This is a genomic window from Chitinophaga sp. LS1 (assembly GCF_034274695.1).
GTDB lineage: Bacteria > Bacteroidota > Bacteroidia > Chitinophagales > Chitinophagaceae > Chitinophaga.
Genome location: NZ_CP128362.1, coordinates 7,509,514 through 7,532,904 on the forward strand (window position 1 = coordinate 7,509,514; position 23,391 = coordinate 7,532,904).

Genomic DNA, 23,391 nt, shown 5'->3' on the forward strand with positions numbered 1-23,391 from the left:
TATACCAATAAACAAAACCTGAAAATACAAAGGATAGATAATTGTTCCTAATGCTTTATTAATTCATTAGTGAATGGTTTGGGGTGCGTAAAAGATAATACAAACACCTATCAGGGCAACGAGTGCACATATTAAATCATAGAAGTATGGTTTAAAGTTGTCAGCTAACCATGCCCATAATAAAACAACACTATGCCCCCCTCCATAAGTTGCATATACCGTCCAAAGCCGGCAACCTGCAATGTGCAATAACTCCGTATGAAAGGAGAACGATTCCGCCTAATATTCTCATCCAGATATGGTACCCCTCTTTGAGCTATTGCCATATCAGATACCCGCATCCGATTTCACAGATACCAGCTAATACAAAAGGCACAACGATTTAATTACTTCCATAAAGAGCCTTTTATGCGCCCTTTATGATTCTATAAATAATGCCTGATATAATTATCAGGGAGTAAAATCCCAATAATATATTCCAGGGAGTAACGTGCTTTTTTAAGTTCACTTTAAAGGTTCGCATATAATTAGTTTGCTACCTTAAAATCAATTCACGTTCCTAAAAGACATAAAAGCGTAAAAACAGCTACTATAGCTATTTTATTCTTCCAGATGGGGTGTTGTGGGAAAATAAACTCTTTCACTTTGAGAGCATTTTATCATTTTGAGAGGATGTAATTACATTAGAAAAGCTTTAAAGCTTGCAGAGAAAGAAGGATTCGCCCCCCGGACCTGTTACAGTCAAAATCATTCGCGACATGAGCGCCAATTTCGATCTCAAACCTCCTAAATACAAAAAGGCCTTCAGATTTCTCATCCGAAAGCCTTCAATAGTGGGATAGCCATTGAAGAAGTGGCTAAACTTAATCTTTCCAATAACAGCTATTATCACGGGCTAATGGGCTATCTGTATAGCGGCATCAATCACGAACAAGCACTATTCCATTATGGGCAGGCATTACAGTTTACAAAGTCTGCTGTTGAAAAGAAAGTGCTGACAGGCAAAATAGACCAACTTAAAAAATAAACAAAAACCAATAAAAATTATTGCTAAGACTGTAGCTGCTGTTTTTATGATGATTTGGTTTATTCCTATGCTGAATCACAATCACTAAATAACATTTTTGGTAGAACTATTATTTGAATAGCCTTATTGTAGGATCGATTAAGTAATTGAGAGGTTAGGTGTATCAAAAGTTACCGCCTCTAAATATCTGAAAGGATTGCAGAGACAGGTAAATTAGTTACCCCCTTACTGCTTTAATAATTTTCGAGACTGTAAAATTCGCCCCGCCGAGTATTTGACAGCCAAAACCATCCAAGGCATGACCATGCACTAATTCTGCGGAAAAAGAGGAATTCTACACTAACATTACTTGAACAAAGACAGGTTTATTCCATCGCCTATTAAACGGTAACCCATTTCGTTAGGATGGAGAAAATCATTCGCTCCGGCTTGTAGCTCATATTGTAAAACATCCTTGTCATTGGGATCTCTCATCAACTGATCAAAGTCGATGACTGCATCGAAATGGTTCGAGCTCCGGATCCATTCGTTGACCTTGTTGCGAGCGGAATTTTTGTAGCCCTCATAATAGAAGCTTTTTTTGAAAGGCATGATGGTGGCACCGTACACCTTTATTCCTTTGGCGTGCGCCAGATCTATGAATTGTTGATAAGCGGCAATGAGATTTTGTGCTATGTCATCAGCGGCCAAACTGTCCCGTGCACCGCCAAGGTCGTTAATTCCTTCTGCCAGAATAAGCCATCTGACCCCTTTCTGATCAAGGACATCATGTTCGAAACGTAGCAATCCGGTAGGACCTAATCCCCCTTTAAGAATGGCATTACCACCGATCCCCATATTGATTACACCTACCTTGCTGGTAGCTGGATTTTTTAGCAAATTCTCTGATAATATATCGGGCCAGCGATTCTGTTTATTGGTCCCTGAACCGCGTCCATCAGCGATTGAATCACCGAAAACGACAACCGATCCCGAATTATTTTTGGCTTCTACTTCAATTCCTGCAATAACGTACCAATGATCAATCCTGATCATATCCTTATATTTCTCACCAGGTTTGGCAGCGTTGTTGTCAAACAGATAAGAGGTAGTTCGGGAGCCTGCATGCCCTGTGAGAATTGAAGGGACTTCGCCAAAAGAAATAGTGATAGCGATTCTGGCCCTCGGCTTTAGCTCAAACGATTTGGGGTCGGAATAAATTTCTGTACCTGGTTGCAAAATAACTTCCTGTTTCCCATTGAAGGTTAACAATGCAATGGTTGACATATCAATCGCGCTGCTGTCTTTCGCAGCCGCAATCTGTACCGATCTGATCACGAGCGGACTATTCCCAAATTTATTGGAGAACTTCAGCCTTAGTTTATCAGCACCGATTGAGACGCAGACGATCTGTCTTAAGACATGGTTAGCAATTCCTGGTTTGGGAGGCATGTCCTTAGGATCTGTTGCCAAAAGTGCTGTTCCCCAGGTACCTACCCATTTCGTTTTGTCTTCTGTGTGATATTGGCTAACAGGAGGATTAGCTGATACAGAAATACAATACAGCAACAATAGTGTCGGCCATCCAATTTGCAGAATTCCGAGGGTATGATATCGTTTTTTCATGATAAATAATTAATATTTGATCGTTAACGTGGTCAGGAGGCAGAATTGTTTTGATTAATATGTATTCGCCAATTTTGATTTGAAAGATAGAAAGTGGTTAATTTAATCAACAAACAAGGGTTAATGCTACCAGCAGCCGGTCATTGCTTGTGCGATAGTTAACTTTTACGTACGAAATAAGTTTCGTTTTGATGAAATTAATAAAATTAACTATACCCTCACTCCTCTTACAACTTAATCCAAAATCATTCGCGATATGACCGGCAATCCGGTCTCAAACCTCCCAAATACAAAAAAGGTCTTCAGATTTTTCATCCGAAAGCCTTCAATATTTACTAAACCCGGTCAGTTTATTTAGCGGAGAATTGGATGCAATTGTTGACCCTTTTTGCCAAAGATTTGGGGAAGATTACTGATTTCATTGAAAGGTATTGCCGAAATAGGCCGGAATGGAAATGTTAAGGCTTATCAGGGACTTGGGATAACACTTCTCCGTAATATACAAGCAACCTTCCGTTTGATCAGACGTCTTTAAAGGCCGGCTCGAATTTTTTTAGCTTATTCCATTTTTGCGTGATCCTGTCCAACAGGGGTTTCAGGTTATCCAGGCATTCCATCATGGCGCTTTCGGGCATATCGCCGTATAACTCGTAATAAACGGTGTCCAGCGCCTCATGCCCATCCTTAACGACCTTTCTGCCTTTTGCTGTGATCGTAACCATTTTTGATCTTTTATCATGATCGTCCGTCTTTTCATCAAGTAACCCCTTTTTGATCAAACGATCAATTACTAAGATACCCGACGATATTTCGATAAAATGCATATAGATGAGATCTTTTTTTCGGATGGGCTCTGACCGCTGTAAGGTGAGCAGGAAAATGAACTCGTCGAAACTTGTCAGGCCCAACGGTTTCATCTCGGTCATGGTAAAGAACATCCATAGCCTGGACAGGCGATTGATCACCTTAGTAAGTGCATACCGGCAGGAAAGGTCTGGCGCATGGTCGGGCATATCTCGCTCATTTTCCTGTACCAGCTGTCTTTTTAAATAATCCCTGCAAAAATCCTCTATTGATCCTGCCGGATTCTGCTCCTCGAACCCTGCCCATTCCTGTACTATTGCCAACGTCTTGTTCATATTATCAATTAATGGTTTAAAATTAAATAAATAAAACATAAATGCTTCACTTAAGACATAAATATTTTATATTTGCTTTTATAGTACATTAATGATTTAAAAAATGGTAGCTAATAAACCGTATTCGGATGAAGCTTTAATAAGGTCATCGGACCGGAAGATATAAGTAATGATTAATTGATCGAAGTGTTCAACTCAAATAAAAACCTTTATGACTTCAGAAAACAATAATATACCCCTGACCGGGAAACTCATCCTTTCATTTATGGGATTATTCACATCGGTTTCGCCGTACCTGGCAGATTGGAATATTACCCATATCTATAACCCGACCTGGCCCCCTCATGCTAAATTCCACAATGCACAAACTATGGTACTCGGGGCCCTGCTCGGCTTACTTACGCTGTATGTCCTTTGGATCAGAAAAGAGGTGAATGCTTTACAGCGGCTGCATGAGGCTGTGATAATCGTATCACTCTATTGGGTCGCACAGTTACCAGCTATTCTTTTCCCGGGAACCAAACTGGTAGATCCAGGAATCAACCATGTTCAAATGCCGGTCATACTTGGTGTTCAGTTCAACCAATTAATAATGGACATCGTTATTGTTCTTCCATTGATCTTTTTAGGCTGGTATATCAGCTACAGAAAATTAAAACAAACAACATAACTATGAAGAATTTCATTTTAGTCGCAGGCGCTACGGGTGACCTGGGCGCAAGAATTATTAAATCACTGATCGGAAAAGGGGCAGAAGTGCATGCCCTGGTTCGTTCAGGCAGTGATGAAAAAAAAATCGATAAGATCGCCGCATTGGGTGCTCAAATTATTGAGGCTGACCTTACCAACGCGACAGCACTTACTAATGCCTGTATGGGCGCAACCTGCGTTGTTTCTGCACTGGCGGGCTTAAGGGATGTGATCGTTGATACCCAGGTTTTATTACTTAAAGCTGCGGTGAAAGCCGGCGTGCCGCGATTCATCCCTTCGGACTTTTCTTCTGACTTTACTAAATTGCAAGAAGGCGAAAACCGCAATTTCGACCTGAGACGCGAGTTTCACACTCACCTGGACAAGGCGGACATCAAAGGAACATCCATACTGATCGGCGCTTTCGCTGATATCCTCAGTTACAATACGCCCTTTTATAATCTAAAAGAACAATCGGTAGCTTATTGGGGTGAGGACCCGAACTGGAAGGTGGATTTTACGACCAAAGACAATGCCGCAGAATTTACCGCATCTGCCGCCCTCGACCCAGATACCCCACGGATACTACGGATACACAGTTTCAGTGTAAGCCCCGTGGAACTCACCGCTTTTGCCAAAGCATTCAATAAAGGAGAATTCCGGTTAAAGCCGATGGGCAGCCTTGCCGACTTCGCCGCTTATAACAAACGGGAAAGGGCCGCACATCCTGAAGGAGAGCACGAACTGTATGCCAAATGGCAACAAAGCCAGTACATGCACAGCATGTTCAGCGTGCAGAACACACCACTTGATAACGACCGCTACCCAAATATCACCTGGACAACAGCCACTGAGGTCGTTTCTCAGATCTAAGTCCGGGAAAATTAATTTTAACATCATACACCATTACCATGAAAGCAAAAATCTGGAAATCAATCTTTACTGCAATGCTTATCGTGCTCAATTTTGCGCTTGCAGAAGGGCAAAACAAGACAGTACCTACGCCTATACTGGCAGCCTATACAGACGAAGCATTGATCAAAAAACTTCCAGGTTTCATTAACCGGACTGAAACTGTTAACGGGATCAGCCTGCATTATGTAGAGGGGGGCAAAGGAAAACCTCTGTTCTTAATGCCAGGCTGGCCCGAAACCTGGCCTATCATTTAGTAGCACCCGCACTTGCGGCGCATTACCATGTTTACATTGTTGACATCCGGGGCATGGGTTCTTCTGCCAAGCCGCAAACCGGCTATGATAAAAAAAACATGGCGGGTGATCTTTATGCATTGATCAAAAAGCTCGGTGTCGCCAAAGCCTACATTTGTGGTCATGACATCGGTGCCATGGTCGCTTACAGCTTTGCGGCCAATTATCCGAGCGCGACCGAAAAATTGATCATCATGGAAGGTTCACATCCTAATCCGATGATCGAGAAAATGCCGATGCTACCCGCAAAAGGCACCTTTACCTCCAAGATGAGCGGACAAGCCCCCTATGCCTGGTGGTTCGCTTTCAACCAAACAAAAGGGCTACCGGAAAAAATGACATGATGCTTAAATAAAGAAGTGGATATAGAAGTGGATATAATTAAGCAAGTTTCTGCTCAAATATATCCACTTTTACTTAGTTGCAGGGTGTGAGGGACAATGTTCGAACTTTTTTTCATTGCAGAAATAATGGGTAGGCCTTCAGGAATTGACCCGCTCCGGCAGCAGGTAGCACTGGCAGCGGTTCAAAACCTATACCACCAATATCATCCGGGATTGGACTTTGCCTACACATATGTGGACGACAGCTACAACAGGCTCTATGCCTCGGAGCAGCGGGTAGAGGTACTTACCCGTTATTTCGCGGGTATGGCGATCCTGATTTCTTGCCTGGGATTATTTGGGCTGGCTGCTTTCACCGCGCAAAAACGGCAGAAGGAGATCGGCATCCGCAAAGTGATCGGCGCATCATCCGCCCAGTTGGTCGCCATGCTATCCAAAGATTTTCTTAGGTTAGTATGCCTGGCGCTGGTGATTGCCATGCCTCTTGGTTGGTGGACATGTCATCATTGGCTGCAAAGTTTTGCCTATCGTATTGAGCTGAGTCCGATGATCTTCGTATTGACAGCGCTGCTGGTAGTGATAATCACCCTGCTGACCATCAGTTATCAGTCGCTTAAGGCTGCGATGGTTAACCCGATAAAAAGCCTGAGAACAGAGTAATGCAGAAAGAAGAAAAATTTGTCGTCGTCGATCAGTAAGGCCAGCCATCGATTTCGAACATATATACAGTCGATAACAAATGCCTTAGGAAAGCATCAAAATATATTAAAAAGCAAGACCTGCTCTATGAGCGGGTCTTGCTTTTCTGTGGGCTACGGGGACAACAATCGAACCTATTTCAAGATGATTTGTTTATCATCATGGAGTATATTGAAATGAAACAAATGAAATTCTTAAAATAGTGAAGTTCTTATCTACATTTGAGGCAATTCCAAGTAACCGTTAATTTCGAACTCTATTTTGTATAATAAATTGCATACAGGAATAGCAATGCCCCATTGCCAATGGTCCTGCAATGCATGTCCAGAGAGTAAAAAAGTACCCACATCAGTCCAATATGAAAACGTTCATACATGTAGGTTTCTTTAACCCTTCTACGGATCGTCGATTTGTCATACAGGATTCGATAGTTGGGATAACGGCATCGGATTTTACGATTGATAAGACCTTCCTATGCATCCCAATAAAAGTGAACAATACTACCCGCAGCAATATCTAATAAAAAACAAAACAAACGAAAATGAACCTACGTTTCAGCAACTGGTAACATGCACAATTTAACAAGCATATTCTTAGTTTCATGCCAAGGGAATTCGAACGTATTGTAGTTTGATAATCAATAAAGTATAGAATTAGTAAAAACTAAAAGCGCTTCAAGTCATTGACCTTGAAGCGCTTTTATATTCTGCGGAGAAAGAGGGATTCGCCCCCCGGACCTGTTACAGTCAAAATCATTCGCGACATGGCCGCCAATTTCGATCTCAAACCTCCTAAATACAAAAAATGCCTTGAGATCGTTCATCCGGATCAGATCTGGCTGCACCTTCGCCTTCCTCCATCAGGTAAATAAAATACCTTTGATAATACTGATACCTTTCGGAACGCGACTATCCACATATACTTTTGTACGAGTGGTTCCTGGTGCGAGATAAGGCATTCATTGATGATTCTAAAAGGGCCGGTCATCAGACCAGCCCTTTCTTAATTATACTGTCCCATTCGGGCATTTATCATCTATCCATTGAATAAGTGCAGTGATTACATCATTCTGTTGGGGAGGAGTTTTATTAGAATTATAAGGCGGGCTGGGTGGTGGCATTTGTTGCCCGATATTTCCGCCTGGCGCAAATGGTCCTTTGCCTTGCAGGGCCAATACAATATTTGATGAAGCGCCATTGCCTACTTCCAGTATTAACAAGCCATCCGGTGGGTAAGAGTTCGGATCAAAGCCTGGCACATAGCCGGTCGTAAATTCTTTGTAGGTCATGGGATTATTATTGGCATCGAAATGCCAGAATATACCGTGGGGGGCAGGGCCAGGAGTGACACCGCTGGATTGTACAAAACTGTCTAACAAATTTTGTACATCCTTGAAGCTTGTAAGTTTAGTTACAGACATTTGAATGAAGGGTTTTGAGGGTGAAAAATTATTTGTGTCTTTTACCAGGTATGGCATGTGGATCGGAAAATGCCTGCAGCGCCGGGGACAGATGTGGTAAAGGGAATCCGGTAGGATTTTGTTTGAATACAGGTGCATTGACCGGATAAGGATGTGGAATGTCTGGCTCGAAGAAGTTGCCGGTAGCCGCAATAACACTGAAGTCACCTCCCTGAAATTGGCCTTGCGATCCGTGACAACCCAGGCAACCACCTGCGGTAAAAGGCGTGTATTTTTTAGTGGTTTTGTCCAGGACGAAGACGTGTGCAGCATCGGGATTAGGTACATTGGAGTATACGCCAGCTAGTCCGCCCTGGAAAAACTGGAGCGAATTGTTTGTTTCAGTTGCAAAATTTGACAGGAAGAATTGTTGGGGTGGAACGACTTTCGTAGGATCGTTCGTAACGACCGCCTGTACACCTATTAGCTGATAATTGGCCCATACATTTGAGCTTCCGAATTGCTTACGTATCTGTGCCTGTGCTGCACTGTTGTACGTGTTCAGGTAGGCAGGGATCGGGAATTGTCTTTGTGCTTCGATGACACCAGAGTCGGGCAGGGGGCGGGGTAACCCCTTTGATGAATCCGTGCGGGGATTGGTATTAATAAATCTGAAACCTGTTTTTTCAAGGGTGACGTGTTCAAAAGTGGCAAAAGTAAAGGTAGGTACATTGGGCGTTTTTTGAATAATATGCAATGACATGAGCAGGAAGGTATCATTGTTGGCCACCAGGCTTCCATTCTTGTCCTTTGTGTAATAAATGCCCTCCGTCCAGTGAAAATCTTTCAGGTTGTCTGCAGTATGGTCGAAATGCCGCCAGGTCGCTTTTATTTCAGTGGAGGCATTAGGTAGGCTAAAAATGGTGCTATCGGGAGGGGTAGAGAGATTTTTAATGAGTGAAATAGCACTGTCAAGCGCGGGTTGACGTGTATTGGAATTGTTGTAACCTGTTTTTTTGAGATAGTCATAAATTACGTTATTCCCCTTTGCTTCGTATAATATGCCTGCATTGGCAGCATTGTCTTTTGCTATCAATGGGGTATAGTACATATAGGCGAGGGAGATTTCGCTGGTCTCATCGAGGTTGTTGAACAGGTGTTGATTTACAGTTTTGCTGGCAGGGGTGACGACTGCGTGATAGATATAAACTGGTAATGTGTCAGGATTGGGCAGCGTGTGAGTACCGTAGTAGCCGGGATACAATTCTGTTCTGTGGTAAAATGTTTCCCATACGACAGTGCCTCCGGAGCCGGTACCTCCATTGATGGTGGTGTTATCTGGCTGGCCACGGTAGAAGCCCGACATATTAGGAGTGGGATTGGGTTTCGCAGGCCATGTGAGGGCTACGAATTCTTTCCAGGCGAATGCGGCGGCTTCGATTGAATCGGATGGGTCCTGGATGTCTTTGGGCATGATGGAGGTAAACGAATCGATCGAAGCATTTAAGGCCGATAATTGGTTATCCTGTGTGGTGTTGTGAGGGGCTGTATTGCAGTAGGTGAAATAGGTAGCAATAGCAGCGGACAATAGAAGGGCCACTCCCTTTGGGGTTTTAATCATAATAGGTATTTTAAGGTTTATATTTTGCTGTTTTTAAAGGGATGAGGGGGGGTGGTATTTTTGGTATTTATTGGACTTTATGAATTTAGAAAATATAATGAATAGAAAAAAGTATTTGAGGGGATTTTATTTATTGTTTGAGAGATGTGATTTTTGGGCGTGAGTGTTATAATGAGGTATGCATGTACAAGTCAAAATGGTAGCTTACTTGTTATTATAATCATTCTGCTGCGTCATTACTGCATTGAATAATTATAATGATTTAAATAATATTTCCAGTTCCTCAGTTGTGAATGGAATGTAGTCATCCTCTTCTGAATTAAATATATGTGTGGGTGAAGAGGTTTTTGTTCGAACATAAGGGCTGTTTCGAGCAAAGATTTATTAAAAATTATAAATCCACTGGATGATCTAAACCTGACTTGAGTCGTATTTGAGTTACCTTTTAATACCCCATTTTTGCTAAGAAGCTAAAAAACGCTTGCAAAAAATTGTTTTTTTGGCTTAATATAGCATATAATAGAGGTATGATATGCCATCAAAATCATCAACATGGTAGACAAGGAACGTAGAAAAAAACTCGCACTTCATTTGCGCCACTTATCCGTTGGGCTGATTTCAAACGACGACTTTGAGGAAGCCGTTATGGAAAATGTATCTGCTGGATGGCTCCCAGAGCAATATCACCGTTCAAAATTAGCAAGGAGTGACGGTGACGATCCTATTATTAAACCAATGCTTGAATTGTGTTGGGGGTTATATGACGACACAAGAAATCATAAACTAGTGAAATCTGATGCATTAACAAAGGATGCATTGAAAATCATTGCACGGTGTATTTTATTTCTATATTCCGACAAAAAATATGAGTGGCCTTATTTTAACACGAACAATACACTTTTTCGATTTTCATTAAAGGAAATAATCTTATCAGTCATAACACTCGGACACCATTATAGGAATAAAAGAGAAGAGCATATTATTTCATTTTACGAGTGGCAAAAGTTAGGCGACTATGATGTATGGCCATTCTTTAGGAAAACTGACTACCATGATCAATTGACGAAACGGCCATTTTTAATTGGACAACAAACGTAAACAACTAAGCTTGGCTGGTTACACAGTACCAACGATGAAGCCTGGTTGTTTGCTGTAATGTTTGACAGATCCTATCATTCAATAATGACTTTACCCAAATTGACACTTTTCTTTACATGCTTGTTTGTTCTAACAAGTTGCAAGACACAAATCAAATTGCCCCAAAATTTAGATGAAGCAGTTTTGTATTTTCAACAGCAATGGACACCGGCAGAACTTGACAATTTTAAAAACAAGCCTGAAAGGGATGCTTTAGTAGAGTTACACCAAAGCACTGGAATGTGGATACGAAACAATTGGGTCTACGGTGGCAGAGACACTGCACTGAGAAACTACTTTAAAGCATTAGGCATTCATGCCCCTGACGATATCTCGTCAATCATTTTGACCTCTCTGCATCGGACGTTAAATAAAAAGGAAATTGAACTTGACAAACAAGTTGAAACTTACAAAGCATATTGGCAGCTTATAATAGACTGCAATGAGAAACAGAAAACTCAAGCGGTCTCTAACTACAACAAGTTTAAAGTAGGCGACAATATAACGATATACATGCCCGTTGACACATCAGAAAGAAATCGTAACGCAGTTCTTTATGACTGTCAAACAACTGAATGGGCATTTAACGCAGGGAAAGACTTGATCATCAAAGGAACAGTTACAAAAAAGTATTTCATCAATGACACAGCCAATGTGTTTTTTACTGTCCGGGTAACTTATTTGAACCGCAATGACACGCCCATTTTGATGGATCGGGTTAAGACGGGTAACGAGAGAAATTTCTCTTTGATAGGACTTAAAATTGAATAACACTTACTCTCAATAGTTGTTAGCTTCAATCAAAATGTACAAATGAACCGCCTAAAACGTCAAAGATATAAGCATTAGAAGTGTTTAGTCACTACGTTTAATTTTCATCTATCTTTCATACACTTCGAATCTGCTAATTATTTGATAATCAAATATTAATCAGAAGAGGGGTTAACATTTGTGGAATTAATTAAAATAGAAACGTTTTCAAATTCAACGATTTAAAGGCGTTTCTATTTATCTGAGCGGAGAAAGAGGTATTCGACCCCCCGGACCTGTTACAGTCAAAATCATTCGCGGCATGACCGCCAATTTCGATCTCAAACCTACCAAATATTGAAGGCCTTCAGATGGAAAATCTGAAGGCCTTCAATATTTGCTAAACCCGATTAGTTTATTTAGTGGGCTGCCGGGGTACAACTTTCGAACCAGTTTATAGAAGATTTATCTAAAATTCACGCTTTCATTAGAGATATTATTCATTCTGAAACTAGTTATTGGTAATTGTGGAATACTCCACCGCCTTGTTACCTCTTAGTTTTGAGTTGAGCTTTATTAAACTTAAGTGTGCAAATACGAACCTGCCGGATTTCACTCAAGGAGCCCTGAGAAGGATGCTTCAACATTTGATTTGCTAATCAGCTACCAATAAAATAACTTCATAAAGTGAAGTAAAAGAAGATGATTTTGGGAGTTGTAAATCACTTTCTTACATTATCATATTGGCCAAAACATAACCTAATTATACGATATCATTCTAAATGGAAAACGAAAATTCATTTCAATATAACGACATTATTTTCTACAGTACACCTTCAGGAGATATAAGAATTGAAGTAATATTTAATGATGAAACATTTTGGCTTACTCAAAAACGGATGGCCGAATTGTTTGCAGTGGAAGTACCTGCCATTAGTAAGCATCTGAATAATATATATGAGTCGGGAGAGCTGGATAAAGGTTCAACTATTTCCATTTTGGAAACGGTTCAACAAGAAGGGGAAAGGCAGGTAAAACGTAAATTGGAATTTTACAATCTGGATGCAATAATAGCTGTCGGCTATAGGGTAAATTCAATGCAGGCTACTCAATTTAGAATTTGGGCTACCAGGAACCTGAGAGAATTTATCGTTAAGGGTTTTTTGTTAGATGATGAACGTTTGAAACAAGGGAAGTCATTTGGCAAAGATTATTTTGACGAACTATTGGAACGTATTCGCGAGATACGGGCAAGTGAACGTAGATTTTATCTCAAAATAACCGATATATATGAACAGTGCAGTATCGACTATAGCAAGGATTCTGAAATAACACAAACCTTTTTCAAGACAGTACAGAATAAATTACATTGGGCTATTACTGGTAAAACAGCTGCTCAAATTATTGCGGAGCGGGCTAATCTGACAAGTCCAATATGGGGTTGCAAACATGGAAAAATTCGCCGTCCGGTAAAATACTTAAAACAGATATCAGTGTTGCGAAGAATTATCTAATTGAAAAGGAAATTAAGGAACTGGAACGTATTGTAACTATGTATCTTGACTTTGCTGAGTTACAAGCATCGAGGCAGATTTCTATGAAAATGGCAGATTGGATAAGTCGTTTGGATGCCTTCCTGCAATTTAACGAATATGAGATACTAAAGGATGCTGGCACAGTAAGCCATGCAGTCGCTATTAAGTTAGCCGGTGATGAGTACCAGAAGTTTAGGATAACACAGGACGAAAATTTTGAGAGCGATTTTGATAAAGAGATTTTAAAGATTACGACATCTTCCGCTAAAGGACGAAAAAAGAACGTCTGATTAATATCTGCCTATTGAATTATATCAACGGTAATAAGAATCAACTTTATCCGCTAATAATTCTTAGTGTCGGTTTCGAGTTTTCTAAAAAAAGCCTTCAAATCTCACGACTTGAAGGCTTTTTATTTAGCGAAGAAAGAGGGATTCGAACCCCCAAACCTGTTACAGTCAGAATAATTTTTGATAAGATCTGCCATTAGATCTCAAATACGAAAGAAGCCTTCAGATTTTTACATCTGAAGGCTTTAATATTTCCGAAACTGGTCAAGTTTCTTCGGCGGAGAAAGAGGGATTCGAACCCCCGGACCTGTTACAGTCAACGGTTTTCAAGACCGCCGCATTCGACCGCTCTGCCATTTCTCCGGTGCAAAAGTAGGAAACTGGAACAATTTTCAAAAAAAAATTTTCAAGTCCCCCCTCATCACGCACGAAAATCCAACCGTAGTCTGCATTTGCAAAGAAAAAAAACCTATTTTTAAGAACTAAAATGTTTACCCGGACGACTTAAAACATGCTAATTAAGAAATTTTTCCTGTACCACCTGTTGGTGCTGGCTCTTATGAAAACTGCTACAGCGCAAACCTGTACCTCCATCGGCCAGACTCCCTCCACCGCCTTCCCGGTCTGTGGTACAAAATCTTTTATTCAGCAATCCGTCCCCGTCTGTGTCACCCACGAAATTCCCGGACCAAATTGTAACGTGCCCGGCGATGGCACCCACACAGACGTCAATCCTTACTGGTATAAATTCACCTGCTATACTTCCGGCACCCTGGGCTTTACCATCACCCCCAATACATTATCCGACGACTACGACTGGCAGATCTTCGACATCACCAACAAAACAGCTGATGCTGTTTTTACTGATAAGTCATTGTATGTCTGTATGAACTGGTCAGGCGAAGGCGGTAAAACCGGCGCCTCTTCTGCCGGCACCTCCCTGGATGTATGTGGTGGCTATGGACAGCCACTCTTCAGTAAGATGCCCACCATCACCAAAGGACATAACTACCTGTTACTAATCAGTCACTTCGATGGCGATTCGCAAAGCGGGTACAGCCTTTCCTTCGATGGCGGTACCGCAGATATTACAGATCCGACTGTTCCGGAATTACAGTCAGCAACTTACCGCTGTCTCAATAATACCATCAAGGTGGCCCTCACCAAAAAGGTCAATTGTACGACCCTCGCTGCAGATGGCAGTGACTTTACTTTCGTAACCACAGGCGGTTACCAGGTAACCGGCGCTTCCAGCACACAGTGTAGTAATGGGTTCGACCTGGATACCATCACGCTCACCCTCAATACCACACTGCCTTCCGGAGATTATATCATTGCCGCTCAGGCAGGTACAGATGGCAATACATTGGCGAATACCTGTGGCAACCCGGTACCTGTGGGTGATACGTTGCATTTCCATATTGGCACGCCATCAGTGGTCACCACCGTTTCGGATGTAACTACCGGCTGTGCTCCGGACCAGTTAAAAGTAGGACTATCCTCCCCGGTACGATGTGGATCTATCGCGGCCGATGGTAGCGACTTTACCATAAGCGGACCCACAACAGTGAGTATTACAGCCGCTTATGGCCTTTGTGACAGCGATAACCTGACGGATACAATCGTGCTGCAACTCTCCCGCCCTATCTATACAAAGGGCAATTATAGCGTCACAATCAAAAACGGCAGTGACGGCAACACCTTGCTAGGTGAATGTGGCCAGTCGGTACTATATCCTCAAACCACTGTTTTTCATACGGCCGATACCGTAAATGCGGCTTTCTCTTACACCAGGAATATCGATTGTAAGATCAGTACCATTGATTTTTCGCATGATGGCGCCCACGATGTAAACAGCTGGCTATGGACATTTGAAGATAGTTCCACCGCTACCACACAGGAAGTGGTGAAGGTGTATAATTCCTTTGGCGTCAAAACCTCACAACTGATAGTGTCCAATGGTGTATGTACAGATACCGCATTTACCAGCATCACCTTTGAAAAAACACTGGGCGCCTACTTCACAGTAGATCCTGGACCATACTGTCCACTGGATGTAGTGATGGCGAAAGACAGTAGTTATGGCAATATCATCCGTTACTACTGGGATTATGGCAATGGGGTAACCAGCGTCAGCCCATCTGCAGAGCCACAACAATACTTCCCGACCAGCAGGGAGCAGCAATACCTGATCCGGTTAATTGTGGAAGACGAACTCCATTGCAAGGACACTGCCGATCATTACATTACAGCTGTAACGAGTTGTTATATAGATGTTCCGAATGCATTTTCTCCCAATAATGATGGAGTGAATGATTATCTTTATCCACTGAACGCATACAAAGCGATAGACCTGTATTTTGCTGTATATAACCGCGTAGGACAACTGGTATTTGAAACCACCGACTGGACCAAACGGTGGGACGGAAATGTAAAGGGACAACCTGCCGATATTGGCACTTATGTGTGGATGCTCAGGTACACAGTGAAAGATTCCGGAAAGAAGATTTTTAGAAAAGGGACAGCCACCCTGATAAGATAAGATAACCTAAATTAAATTTACGATGAAGAGCCCTTGTTTGCTGCTGGCAGCACTATGCCTGACTGTGTCAGCAGCAGCCCAGACGATTTGCATTGCCCATGTGAACATGATAGATGTGAAAAAGAATGTGACCCTGCCAGACCAAACCATTATAATTACAAAGGATCGCATTGTCGCCACCGGCCCTGCAAATAAAGTAAAAGCCCCCGCTGATGCCACCGTCATTGATGGCACAGGCAAGTATATCATGCCGGGGATGACAGATGCACATATTCACTTCTTTCAGAGTGGAGGTTTGTATACACGCCCTGATGCGATCAACCTGACCAATTATCATCCTTATCAAAAAGACCAGGATTATGTAAAAGCAAACCTGAGCGACCTCATGGCGAGATACCTGGCTTGTGGGATTACGTCTGTCATAGATGTAGGTGGTCCCATGGCTAATTTTGAAATCAGGGACAGAGCGAATAGCGATTCCGCAGCGCCGACAACATGGGTGACGGGCCCCCTGGTTTCTACCTACCTGCCGCAGAGACTGGATGAAAAAGATCCGCCGATTGTGAAAGTGACCTCTCCGGAAGAAGCGAAGAGACAGGTGCAAAAAGAGCTGCCTTATAAACCGGATTTTATCAAGATATGGTATATCGTCTATTCCAGACATAAAGCAGATAGTACTTTGCCCATTGTGAAGGCCGCTATTGCAGAAAGCCATGCCAATGGACTGAAAGTAGCGGTGCATGCTACACAGTACGAAACAGCCAAACTCGCGGTAGCGGCGGGTGCCGATATTCTCGTACATAGTGTGGATGATGCTGTTATGGATGGTGGCATGCTGAAGATGCTGAAGGATAAACATATCCTGTATATTCCAACACTGAGGGTGATGGATGGATATTACAGGGCAATGATACAACGACAGCCATTTACCACGCATGAACTGGCCTATAGTGATCCTTTTATGCTGGGTACGCTGACTGATTTGCTGCATATGCCTGAAGCATATGATTATAAAGCGGCGCGTGGTTTTATTCATGTACCGAACAAAGCAGATACGATTATGGCCACTAATTTAAAACTGGCTCAGGATGCAGGTGTATTGGTAGCGGCAGGTACGGATGCGGGAAATATTGGTACTATGCATGCCAGTTCTTTTCTGGAAGATTTGTTGGCCATGCAAAAAGTGGGTTTGAGTAATGCTGAGATTATTAAGGATGCGACATTGAATGCAGCGATCGGTTTTGGAAAAGAGAAAGATTATGGGAGTATAGAGAAAGGGAAAATCGCTGACCTGATCTTGTTGGAAAAGGATCCTTTACTCGATCTGAATGTGTTGGGGAACGTATCGATGACTATTCATAATGGAAAGATCTTTACTAAAGAAAAATTATTGCCGGTGACACCGGAGATACTCGCACAGCAACAACTGAATGCGTATAATGCGGGGAACCTGGAAGCTTTTCTGGCGCCTTATAGTGATAGTGTGAAGATCTATGATCAGGCAAGTGGTAAATTGTTACTGGAAGGTAAAGAGGCGATGAGGAAAAGTTATGGACCGCTTTTTAAAGCAGCACCGGAATTACATTGTCAGATGGTGAAGAGGATTGTGGCAGGGAATACAGTAGTGGATGAGGAACGGGTAACGGGGATAAAAGATAAGGCGCTGACAGCGGTAGTGATTTATACTATTGATCACGATAAAATAGTGAAAGTTGCAATGGCGATGTAGGATTGTTGCAGTGGGATAGTGTAAATTGATTGCTTTATTACCTTCAAAATAACATGTATGAAAAAGCAACAAGCGAAAAAGCTGAACCTGCAGAAGATTAAAATTGCAAATCTGAATGTGAGTAAAGGTGAGAAGAATGTAGCGCCGACTACTACGGTTTGGTTGAGTTTGAGGAATCTTTGCTGAGTGATCAAATCATTGTCAAAATGAGAATGGGATTGGCTTAAAAGTCAATCCCATTCTCATTTTTTGTGCAATATCATTCATTATTATGGACTTTAAAAAAAACATACGACATTTGAAAGAAATGAAAAAGCCCGCCATCCGACCAAAGATAAAACGGGCTTTTATTTTGTAACCTGCAGGGCCGTAACCCTGCAAAAAATTTGAGATAATGAAAAAGAAACGAAAACCTCCGCGATGTTTTTGGGAGGTATTCCCTATTATTTTAAAATTGTTACCGGTCATTATTGATTTATTACACAATCATCGATGGTAACAGAAAAATTTAATTACATTCATCATAAACGGCCTGGGAATTCCTTCCTGGGCCTTTTCTATTTCATTGATACCAAAGATAAGAATATATTCATAATTACACTCCGATTATCAACTCAGAAAATATTTATACAAAAATGATAATTTCAATATCATATCCAATTTAATTTCGCCAACATCAGCAAGCTATTTTGCAGCTTTTTTTTCTTCAATCATTCTCTCAGCAAGATGAATAAGGTCTTCATTATAATATTTATTCTCTTTATCAAACGCAGCCCAAACGGTATTTCTATGGAATGGTCTGCCATCTTCTCTCAATTCACCACTACGCTCTTCAATAGCTTTAAGAGTGATCCGATAGTTTTTCAATTTAGCTCGAACAATCCCCTTCTTTACTTTTTGCTGGCGGGTGGTTAATACGGACATGAGTAATTTTTATATTTATATTTGCTAAAATCTCACTGTGAAAATCACTATGGAAAATACTGTGATAAATACCGTGAAATTCACTTTGGACGTGATAAAATAAGATTTAAATTCATCAAATTATTCAACGTGAAATTACAGTTTTTCTGTATAAAAATAAAAAATCACTATGGCAGCAAACCAGCTAACTGAACGGTTTATAGACCTTTTTAATATCCTGAAAAAAATTAAAGGACTTCCTGCTAACAAAATTTTAGCTTCAGAACTGGGATATAAAACTGGAAATTCAATCACTGAAATCTCAAAAGGAAGGCAGAATATTACATTAAAAGCAGTTCAGGCTTTCTGTGATATTTACGGAAAAAAATATGGTTTTTCTATTGACTATTTTATTAGAAGTGAAGGAAGCCAATCAGAAATAAAAACCTTGATCGAAGAAGAAAGAATTACACGCGAATTTTATATGGATCAATTTGCTGAACTAAAAATGGAGCTTGCCGAGTTAAAAGGCCAATCATTCTCCCGGGAAGATTATAGAAAAAAACTATCAGCAAAATTAAAGGCCAAACTTCAGGGGGATTAAATATTACATCAACTCCAACTCCTCCCCTGTCAAACCATAAAACAAATTCTGCAACTGATGCACATACACCATTGACCTCCCATACGGCACCAACCCTGCCGGTGACTCTGCCAGCATTTGAAAAGAATACCCCTCATCCCGGATATAAACACTATCCTTGTGCGTATACCGATAAGAATATACGTTGATATCCTCCCCATACTCCCGCTCCCCCCTCACAAAACCCAACGCATTCAACTGATCCACCTCCAACTTTAACGGATTCACTTTTGCCAATGGCAACTTGCTTTTCGGCAGACAGGAATTATAGACATACCCTTCCAATATACCTTCTATTTTGAAAGTAGTTTCATTCATATACAAATCATAGTAATAAACTAAATTCCCCACACGGATGTCTGTATCTGCTATCATTTACAAAACTTTGTTATGCAATTATAGGTATTTTGTCTATTTTGACGACCTACTAATTTTAATTATTGATGCCCACTATCAGAACAATGGAACAGCGAGACAATAGCGCACTCGCAAAAATAATCAGGGACATCTTCATTGAATTCGACGCACCTTTGATCGGAACAGTTTATGACGATCCGAATACAGATAGATTGTATGAAGTTTTCCAACACCCCGGATGTGTTTATTATTTAGCAGAAGAAAATGGAGAAGTATTAGGAGGATGTGGATTGTACCCTACAGATGGATTGCCGGATAAATGTGCAGAACTCGTGAAGTTTTATCTTTCTCCTGCAGCACGTGGAAAAGGATTAGGGAAAATATTAATGGAGCAGGCTATTGCCGCGGCACCCGGATTGGGATATAAGCAGATCTATTTAGAAACATTTGATCAACTGGCGACTGCGGTGGGAATGTATGAGAAAGCAGGATTTAGAACACTGGAAAAACCGATGGGAAATTCAGGACATTATAATACCACCCTGTGGATGATAATGGACGTGAAATAAACAAACCAGTTTTGCCATAAATGGCAAAACCGGTTTACTTTAAAGGACGTTTCTTTGTATCCGGCACCCTATATTTCTTTTCAGGAGTCAGCGACCACTCCGCTTCAAACCGCCCCCGCACATTCTCCACCTCACCATCACTCATATCCAACAGTACCGTCTGCGGCAGCAGACTACCATCAATAATATTCACGCCACAAATATGTAAAGTCTCCTTTACCTGCTGTGAATCAGGAATACCTTTACCCCTGTATTGTAATATATAGTTTGCCATAACAATGAATTATTTTTCTTCTGTCAACATACCTTTTCCCTCATAATTCGCACCAAATCCCATAAATTGAATCTTTGTTGAAAGATATTTCATCATCTCATCTGCCCTTGCTGAAGCTCTTGGCAAAGCCAAAATATCAGGCGCATCCGCCAATACCCGCGCCGCCATACCTACCGCCGCCGGACAAGCCATACTCGTACCATCCATGATCGCATACAAATCATCCGGAAAGGTAGATATAATTCCCACCCCAGGAGCTGTCAAATCCGTTTCCACACCTATATTGGAAAAGTCTGCTATAAAGTTAGCCTTATCTGTACCATATGGTGACTTTACAATCCCTGTTTGTACCGTATTTTTTGGAAACGTATTTTTACGCCCCATAGCAGACACGGCTACCGACAGACTGTAATTGGCAGGAAAACTCACCGGTCCCCTATCATCATTGCCATTGGCACAAAAACACAATATCCCCGCATTATAAGCCTGCTTGATATAACTACTAATCCCTTCATCCGTTCCTGATTCACCCAGACTCATGTTGATGATATCACATTCATCCTGTATCGCCTGCGCCAATCCTTTCATGATGTAAAAGTTAGACGCATCGGAATTTTTAGGGAACACCCTGTAACTATAAATTTCCACGCCGGCAGCCAGTCCATATACCCCCCCATAGGCACTTACAATACCTGCTACGTGGGTCCCATGCCCTTCGCCATTATCTTTATAATCACCAGGATCTTCATTCGCCACACAATTCAGACCGCCACTTACCACCAGGTCTTTGTGCGGCCCTACACCCGTATCTATAATACCAATGCGGAGCTTCTGCGTAATTTTTGGCCACTGTGGTGTGTCGTAAAAATGACGTAAGGAATCGGTGTAACCGGTATCTATTTTCTGCAGTTTGATGGTGAGACTGGTGGCAGAAAAACCCGTTTTGTAATATCCCCAGTACGTATGTTCCGGATACACATAAATCCGCTCTATATTCTTGCTGGCTAAGGTCAGTGAGAGCCTGCCCTTTGCATTGGTATTCCCGGAATCTCCCGTTCTGTTCTCAAAATCAGTAAATGCAACAATGAAAATACCAGCTATGGGCGTACCGTCTGTATCCGTTACTGTCAGATCCAGTTTTTTAGTGGTCTTCGTTTTCTTTGCCTTCTGTTGAATAGATTCCCTGAATACCAGCGCTTTCTTGTAAAATTTCTCTTTAATAATACGCAGACCGGGATAGGAGAAACGAAAATCTGCCAGTTCTTCCTGACTAAGTTGTACGAGCTTGGCACCGTTTTCCTGAATAGAGTCGATGACTTTCACAGGAATTCTCTTTGCAGATTTTTCAGGTCCGCGGGTTTTCAGGCTAACGGCCTCCCTGCTTACTGCGGGTTCTAACACAGCTGTCAGGAAGTTTTCAACTTTAGGATTCGTGTCGGCAGTGGTTTGAGTGTCTGTGACGGGCAGCAGGATGTAGTTACCGGTCTTTGATTTGCTCTTTGCCATAACAGGTAGTTTTTTGAGTAAATGGAATTCTTCTAATGGTATAAAAGTTAACTATATGAATGTACTAAAGAAATAGCTAATCGTATCTGAACTTACTAAAATGAGCCAAATCATCAAAACCAAGCTGACGCGCAATCTCCTTCATACTCGCCCCTGAATAGGGAGCCTGTCGCCTGACCTCGGGCACGACCCGTTGCCTGATATGATGACTCGCAGGAAAACCGGAGACCTTCTTCACCATTTCATTCAGATATCCCTCCTACTACACTGGAGTCAAAAATGAGAAAACCGGGGATCCGGAAACAACATTTCCCGATCGACTAAATAACGATATTTCGCACCAATTTTAATAATATAACGATATATCGTTAATTTCAAAATCGGCACCTATTCATAAACAATTGATTTACAATTATATTTAGTTAGGCACAGGATATGACACTTTCAGGCAAAACACAGCTATCATGAAATATCCTGAATATTTTCCTTTGGTGGAATTTAAACAGAAGGAAGCTGATCTTCCTTTTGAAATCCATCCCTTCCGGTGGGATGATGAATCTGTCAGAGCGCATAACGCCCTTCCTCACCGTCAGAACTTTATTGAGATCATCTGGGTAACAAAAGGTCACAGCACGCTGATAGTAGATTTGCAAAAGTATGAGATGCCCGCCAATAGTGTATACTGTGTTACTTCCGGACAAATCCATCAGCTGGTTGGGAATGAACATACTGAGGGGTACATTTATCAGTTCACGGAAGACTTCCTGTATATGGGAGAGCATGAGTTTGATCTGATGTATCATTCGGGTTTGTTTCAGGCGTTTTCGCGATCGGCAGGCATAACCGTTGATAGCGAGATAGCGGTGGAAATGAAAGAGATTACATTGAAGATGATGCGGGAGGCGGATAATTTGTATTTATTGCGGACGGAGTTGATGCGGAGGTATCTGAAGATCTTTTTGATTTATTTGACAAGACAGCTGAGAGGGACTTTGCAGACGACGATTCAGACGAGGAATATTGAATTGGTGGAGAAGTTCAAGAATATGGTGGAGGCGATGTTTAAGAGTAAGAAAAAGGTGGCGGATTTTGCGAGGGGGTTGTCAGTCACGCCAAATTATCTGAATGAGATTGTGAAGAAGATTACGGGATATCCGGCGAGTCATCATATCAGGCAAAGGATTGTATTGGAGGCCAAGCGGCAGGCAGCGTATTCAGATGTGTGTATGAAGGAGGTGGCGTGGAATCTGGGGTTTTCTGATATTGCGCATTTTAGTAAGTTTTTTAAGAATTCGACTGGGACAAATTTTTCTGATTTTAAGAAGGAGTGCCTGGTATTTGCTTCTACACCCCCTGAAAATTAGTCCCCAAAAAATCGCTTTTACCTTCGGCAAAAGCGATTTTTTGGGGCGTAGTGGCCTGCA

Annotated in this window: 23 protein-coding genes, 1 tRNA gene and 1 pseudogene; 14 read left to right on the forward strand and 11 right to left on the reverse strand. The window is 41.7% G+C overall.

Translation table 11 applies throughout. The features are described from left to right. Window positions 1-66: 66 nt before the first annotated feature. The 3 genes from QQL36_RS35805 to QQL36_RS30685 all read right to left on the reverse strand — a co-directional run bounded on the left by QQL36_RS35805 (window position 67) and on the right by QQL36_RS30685 (window position 3,771). Window positions 67-249 (reverse strand): hypothetical protein, encoded by a 183-nt coding sequence (locus QQL36_RS35805; RefSeq protein ID WP_415751039.1) that lies wholly within the window; start codon window positions 247-249, stop codon window positions 67-69. Window positions 250-1,372: 1,123 nt separating this feature from the next. Next, window positions 1,373-2,632: an SGNH/GDSL hydrolase family protein gene (locus QQL36_RS30680; RefSeq protein WP_321567887.1), complete on the reverse strand. Its 1,260-nt coding sequence runs from the start codon at window positions 2,630-2,632 to the stop codon at window positions 1,373-1,375. A 521-nt stretch (window positions 2,633-3,153) separates the two neighbouring features. Beyond that, window positions 3,154-3,771, reverse strand: coding sequence for a MarR family winged helix-turn-helix transcriptional regulator (locus QQL36_RS30685; protein ID WP_179091297.1), 618 nt, complete (start codon window positions 3,769-3,771; stop codon window positions 3,154-3,156). A gap of 211 nt (window positions 3,772-3,982) precedes the next feature. Between QQL36_RS30685 and QQL36_RS30690 the strand changes: the two genes are divergently transcribed. From QQL36_RS30690 to QQL36_RS30710, 5 genes are all read left to right on the forward strand, one after another. Next, window positions 3,983-4,441 (forward strand): DUF6640 family protein, encoded by a 459-nt coding sequence (locus tag QQL36_RS30690; protein ID WP_321567888.1) that lies wholly within the window; start codon window positions 3,983-3,985, stop codon window positions 4,439-4,441. Window positions 4,442-4,443: 2 nt separating this feature from the next. Next, on the forward strand, window positions 4,444-5,334 hold the full coding sequence (locus QQL36_RS30695) for an NmrA family NAD(P)-binding protein (protein ID WP_321567889.1): 891 nt from the start codon (window positions 4,444-4,446) through the stop codon (window positions 5,332-5,334). 38 nt (window positions 5,335-5,372) lie between these two features. Then, the gene (locus QQL36_RS30700; protein ID WP_321567890.1) at window positions 5,373-5,630 is read left to right on the forward strand and encodes a hypothetical protein; all 258 of its coding nucleotides are present in this window, start codon (window positions 5,373-5,375) and stop codon (window positions 5,628-5,630) included. Window positions 5,631-5,674: 44 nt separating this feature from the next. Then, window positions 5,675-6,013, forward strand: coding sequence for an alpha/beta hydrolase (locus QQL36_RS30705; RefSeq protein WP_321570567.1), 339 nt, complete (start codon window positions 5,675-5,677; stop codon window positions 6,011-6,013). A gap of 96 nt (window positions 6,014-6,109) precedes the next feature. Beyond that, window positions 6,110-6,673: an ABC transporter permease gene (locus tag QQL36_RS30710; RefSeq protein ID WP_083729191.1), complete on the forward strand. Its 564-nt coding sequence runs from the start codon at window positions 6,110-6,112 to the stop codon at window positions 6,671-6,673. A gap of 1,045 nt (window positions 6,674-7,718) precedes the next feature. Here QQL36_RS30710 and QQL36_RS30715 read toward each other — a convergent pair. Both QQL36_RS30715 and QQL36_RS30720 read right to left on the reverse strand, forming a co-directional pair. Beyond that, the gene (locus tag QQL36_RS30715) at window positions 7,719-8,132 is read right to left on the reverse strand and encodes a hypothetical protein (RefSeq protein ID WP_083729193.1); all 414 of its coding nucleotides are present in this window, start codon (window positions 8,130-8,132) and stop codon (window positions 7,719-7,721) included. A 28-nt stretch (window positions 8,133-8,160) separates the two neighbouring features. Continuing rightward, window positions 8,161-9,732, reverse strand: a complete 1,572-nt coding sequence (locus QQL36_RS30720) for a hypothetical protein (protein ID WP_321567891.1) — start codon at window positions 9,730-9,732, stop codon at window positions 8,161-8,163. Window positions 9,733-10,284: 552 nt separating this feature from the next. Between QQL36_RS30720 and QQL36_RS30725 the strand changes: the two genes are divergently transcribed. The 3 genes and pseudogenes from QQL36_RS30725 (at window position 10,285) to QQL36_RS30735 (ending at window position 13,444) form a co-directional block, all read left to right on the forward strand. Further along, window positions 10,285-10,830: a hypothetical protein gene (locus QQL36_RS30725; RefSeq protein WP_321567892.1), complete on the forward strand. Its 546-nt coding sequence runs from the start codon at window positions 10,285-10,287 to the stop codon at window positions 10,828-10,830. 84 nt (window positions 10,831-10,914) lie between these two features. Then, window positions 10,915-11,640: a DUF6794 domain-containing protein gene (locus QQL36_RS30730; RefSeq protein WP_321567893.1), complete on the forward strand. Its 726-nt coding sequence runs from the start codon at window positions 10,915-10,917 to the stop codon at window positions 11,638-11,640. An 878-nt stretch (window positions 11,641-12,518) separates the two neighbouring features. Next, window positions 12,519-13,444, forward strand: a pseudogene (locus QQL36_RS30735) (virulence RhuM family protein). Window positions 13,445-13,722: 278 nt separating this feature from the next. Here QQL36_RS30735 and QQL36_RS30740 read toward each other — a convergent pair. Continuing rightward, window positions 13,723-13,807: transfer RNA gene (locus QQL36_RS30740), tRNA-Ser, on the reverse strand. Between the two features lie 148 nt (window positions 13,808-13,955). Between QQL36_RS30740 and QQL36_RS30745 the strand changes: the two genes are divergently transcribed. Genes QQL36_RS30745 through QQL36_RS30755 form a run of 3 tightly spaced genes read left to right on the forward strand, consistent with a single transcriptional unit; the run spans window position 13,956 to window position 17,901 of the window. Next, window positions 13,956-15,986 (forward strand): gliding motility-associated C-terminal domain-containing protein, encoded by a 2,031-nt coding sequence (locus QQL36_RS30745; RefSeq protein WP_321567894.1) that lies wholly within the window; start codon window positions 13,956-13,958, stop codon window positions 15,984-15,986. Window positions 15,987-16,008: 22 nt separating this feature from the next. Then, window positions 16,009-17,715, forward strand: coding sequence for an amidohydrolase family protein (locus QQL36_RS30750; RefSeq protein ID WP_321567895.1), 1,707 nt, complete (start codon window positions 16,009-16,011; stop codon window positions 17,713-17,715). A 57-nt stretch (window positions 17,716-17,772) separates the two neighbouring features. Then, a complete protein-coding gene (locus QQL36_RS30755) occupies window positions 17,773-17,901 on the forward strand; it encodes a hypothetical protein (RefSeq protein WP_320575942.1) in 129 nt (42 codons plus the stop codon). A gap of 498 nt (window positions 17,902-18,399) precedes the next feature. Here QQL36_RS30755 and QQL36_RS30760 read toward each other — a convergent pair whose 3' ends face one another. Next, on the reverse strand, window positions 18,400-18,639 hold the full coding sequence (locus QQL36_RS30760; RefSeq protein ID WP_083727081.1) for a hypothetical protein: 240 nt from the start codon (window positions 18,637-18,639) through the stop codon (window positions 18,400-18,402). 169 nt (window positions 18,640-18,808) lie between these two features. On the opposite strand from QQL36_RS30760, the gene QQL36_RS30765 reads away from it, so the two are divergent. Continuing rightward, the gene (locus QQL36_RS30765) at window positions 18,809-19,222 is read left to right on the forward strand and encodes a hypothetical protein (RefSeq protein WP_083727082.1); all 414 of its coding nucleotides are present in this window, start codon (window positions 18,809-18,811) and stop codon (window positions 19,220-19,222) included. 3 nt (window positions 19,223-19,225) lie between these two features. Here QQL36_RS30765 and QQL36_RS30770 read toward each other — a convergent pair whose 3' ends face one another. After that, window positions 19,226-19,636 carry a hypothetical protein gene (locus tag QQL36_RS30770; RefSeq protein ID WP_083727084.1) on the reverse strand — a complete coding sequence of 137 codons (411 nt, stop codon included), beginning with the start codon at window positions 19,634-19,636 and terminating at the stop codon, window positions 19,226-19,228. Between the two features lie 68 nt (window positions 19,637-19,704). Here QQL36_RS30770 and QQL36_RS30775 point away from each other — a divergent pair, with 68 nt between their 5' ends. Next, the gene (locus tag QQL36_RS30775) at window positions 19,705-20,187 is read left to right on the forward strand and encodes a GNAT family N-acetyltransferase (RefSeq protein ID WP_321567896.1); all 483 of its coding nucleotides are present in this window, start codon (window positions 19,705-19,707) and stop codon (window positions 20,185-20,187) included. 34 nt (window positions 20,188-20,221) lie between these two features. On the opposite strand, the gene QQL36_RS30780 is transcribed toward QQL36_RS30775, so the two are convergent. From QQL36_RS30780 to QQL36_RS30790, 3 genes are all read right to left on the reverse strand, one after another. Then, window positions 20,222-20,461 (reverse strand): hypothetical protein, encoded by a 240-nt coding sequence (locus QQL36_RS30780; protein ID WP_083727088.1) that lies wholly within the window; start codon window positions 20,459-20,461, stop codon window positions 20,222-20,224. 9 nt (window positions 20,462-20,470) lie between these two features. After that, entirely contained in the window at window positions 20,471-21,967 is a 1,497-nt protein-coding gene (locus QQL36_RS30785) for a S8 family serine peptidase (RefSeq protein WP_083727090.1), read from the reverse strand. Window positions 21,968-22,043: 76 nt separating this feature from the next. Next, entirely contained in the window at window positions 22,044-22,208 is a 165-nt protein-coding gene (locus QQL36_RS30790) for a helix-turn-helix domain-containing protein (protein ID WP_321567897.1), read from the reverse strand. A 223-nt stretch (window positions 22,209-22,431) separates the two neighbouring features. Here QQL36_RS30790 and QQL36_RS30795 point away from each other — a divergent pair, with 223 nt between their 5' ends. Then, window positions 22,432-23,331, forward strand: a complete 900-nt coding sequence (locus tag QQL36_RS30795; protein ID WP_321567898.1) for a helix-turn-helix domain-containing protein — start codon at window positions 22,432-22,434, stop codon at window positions 23,329-23,331. Window positions 23,332-23,391 lie beyond the last annotated feature (60 nt).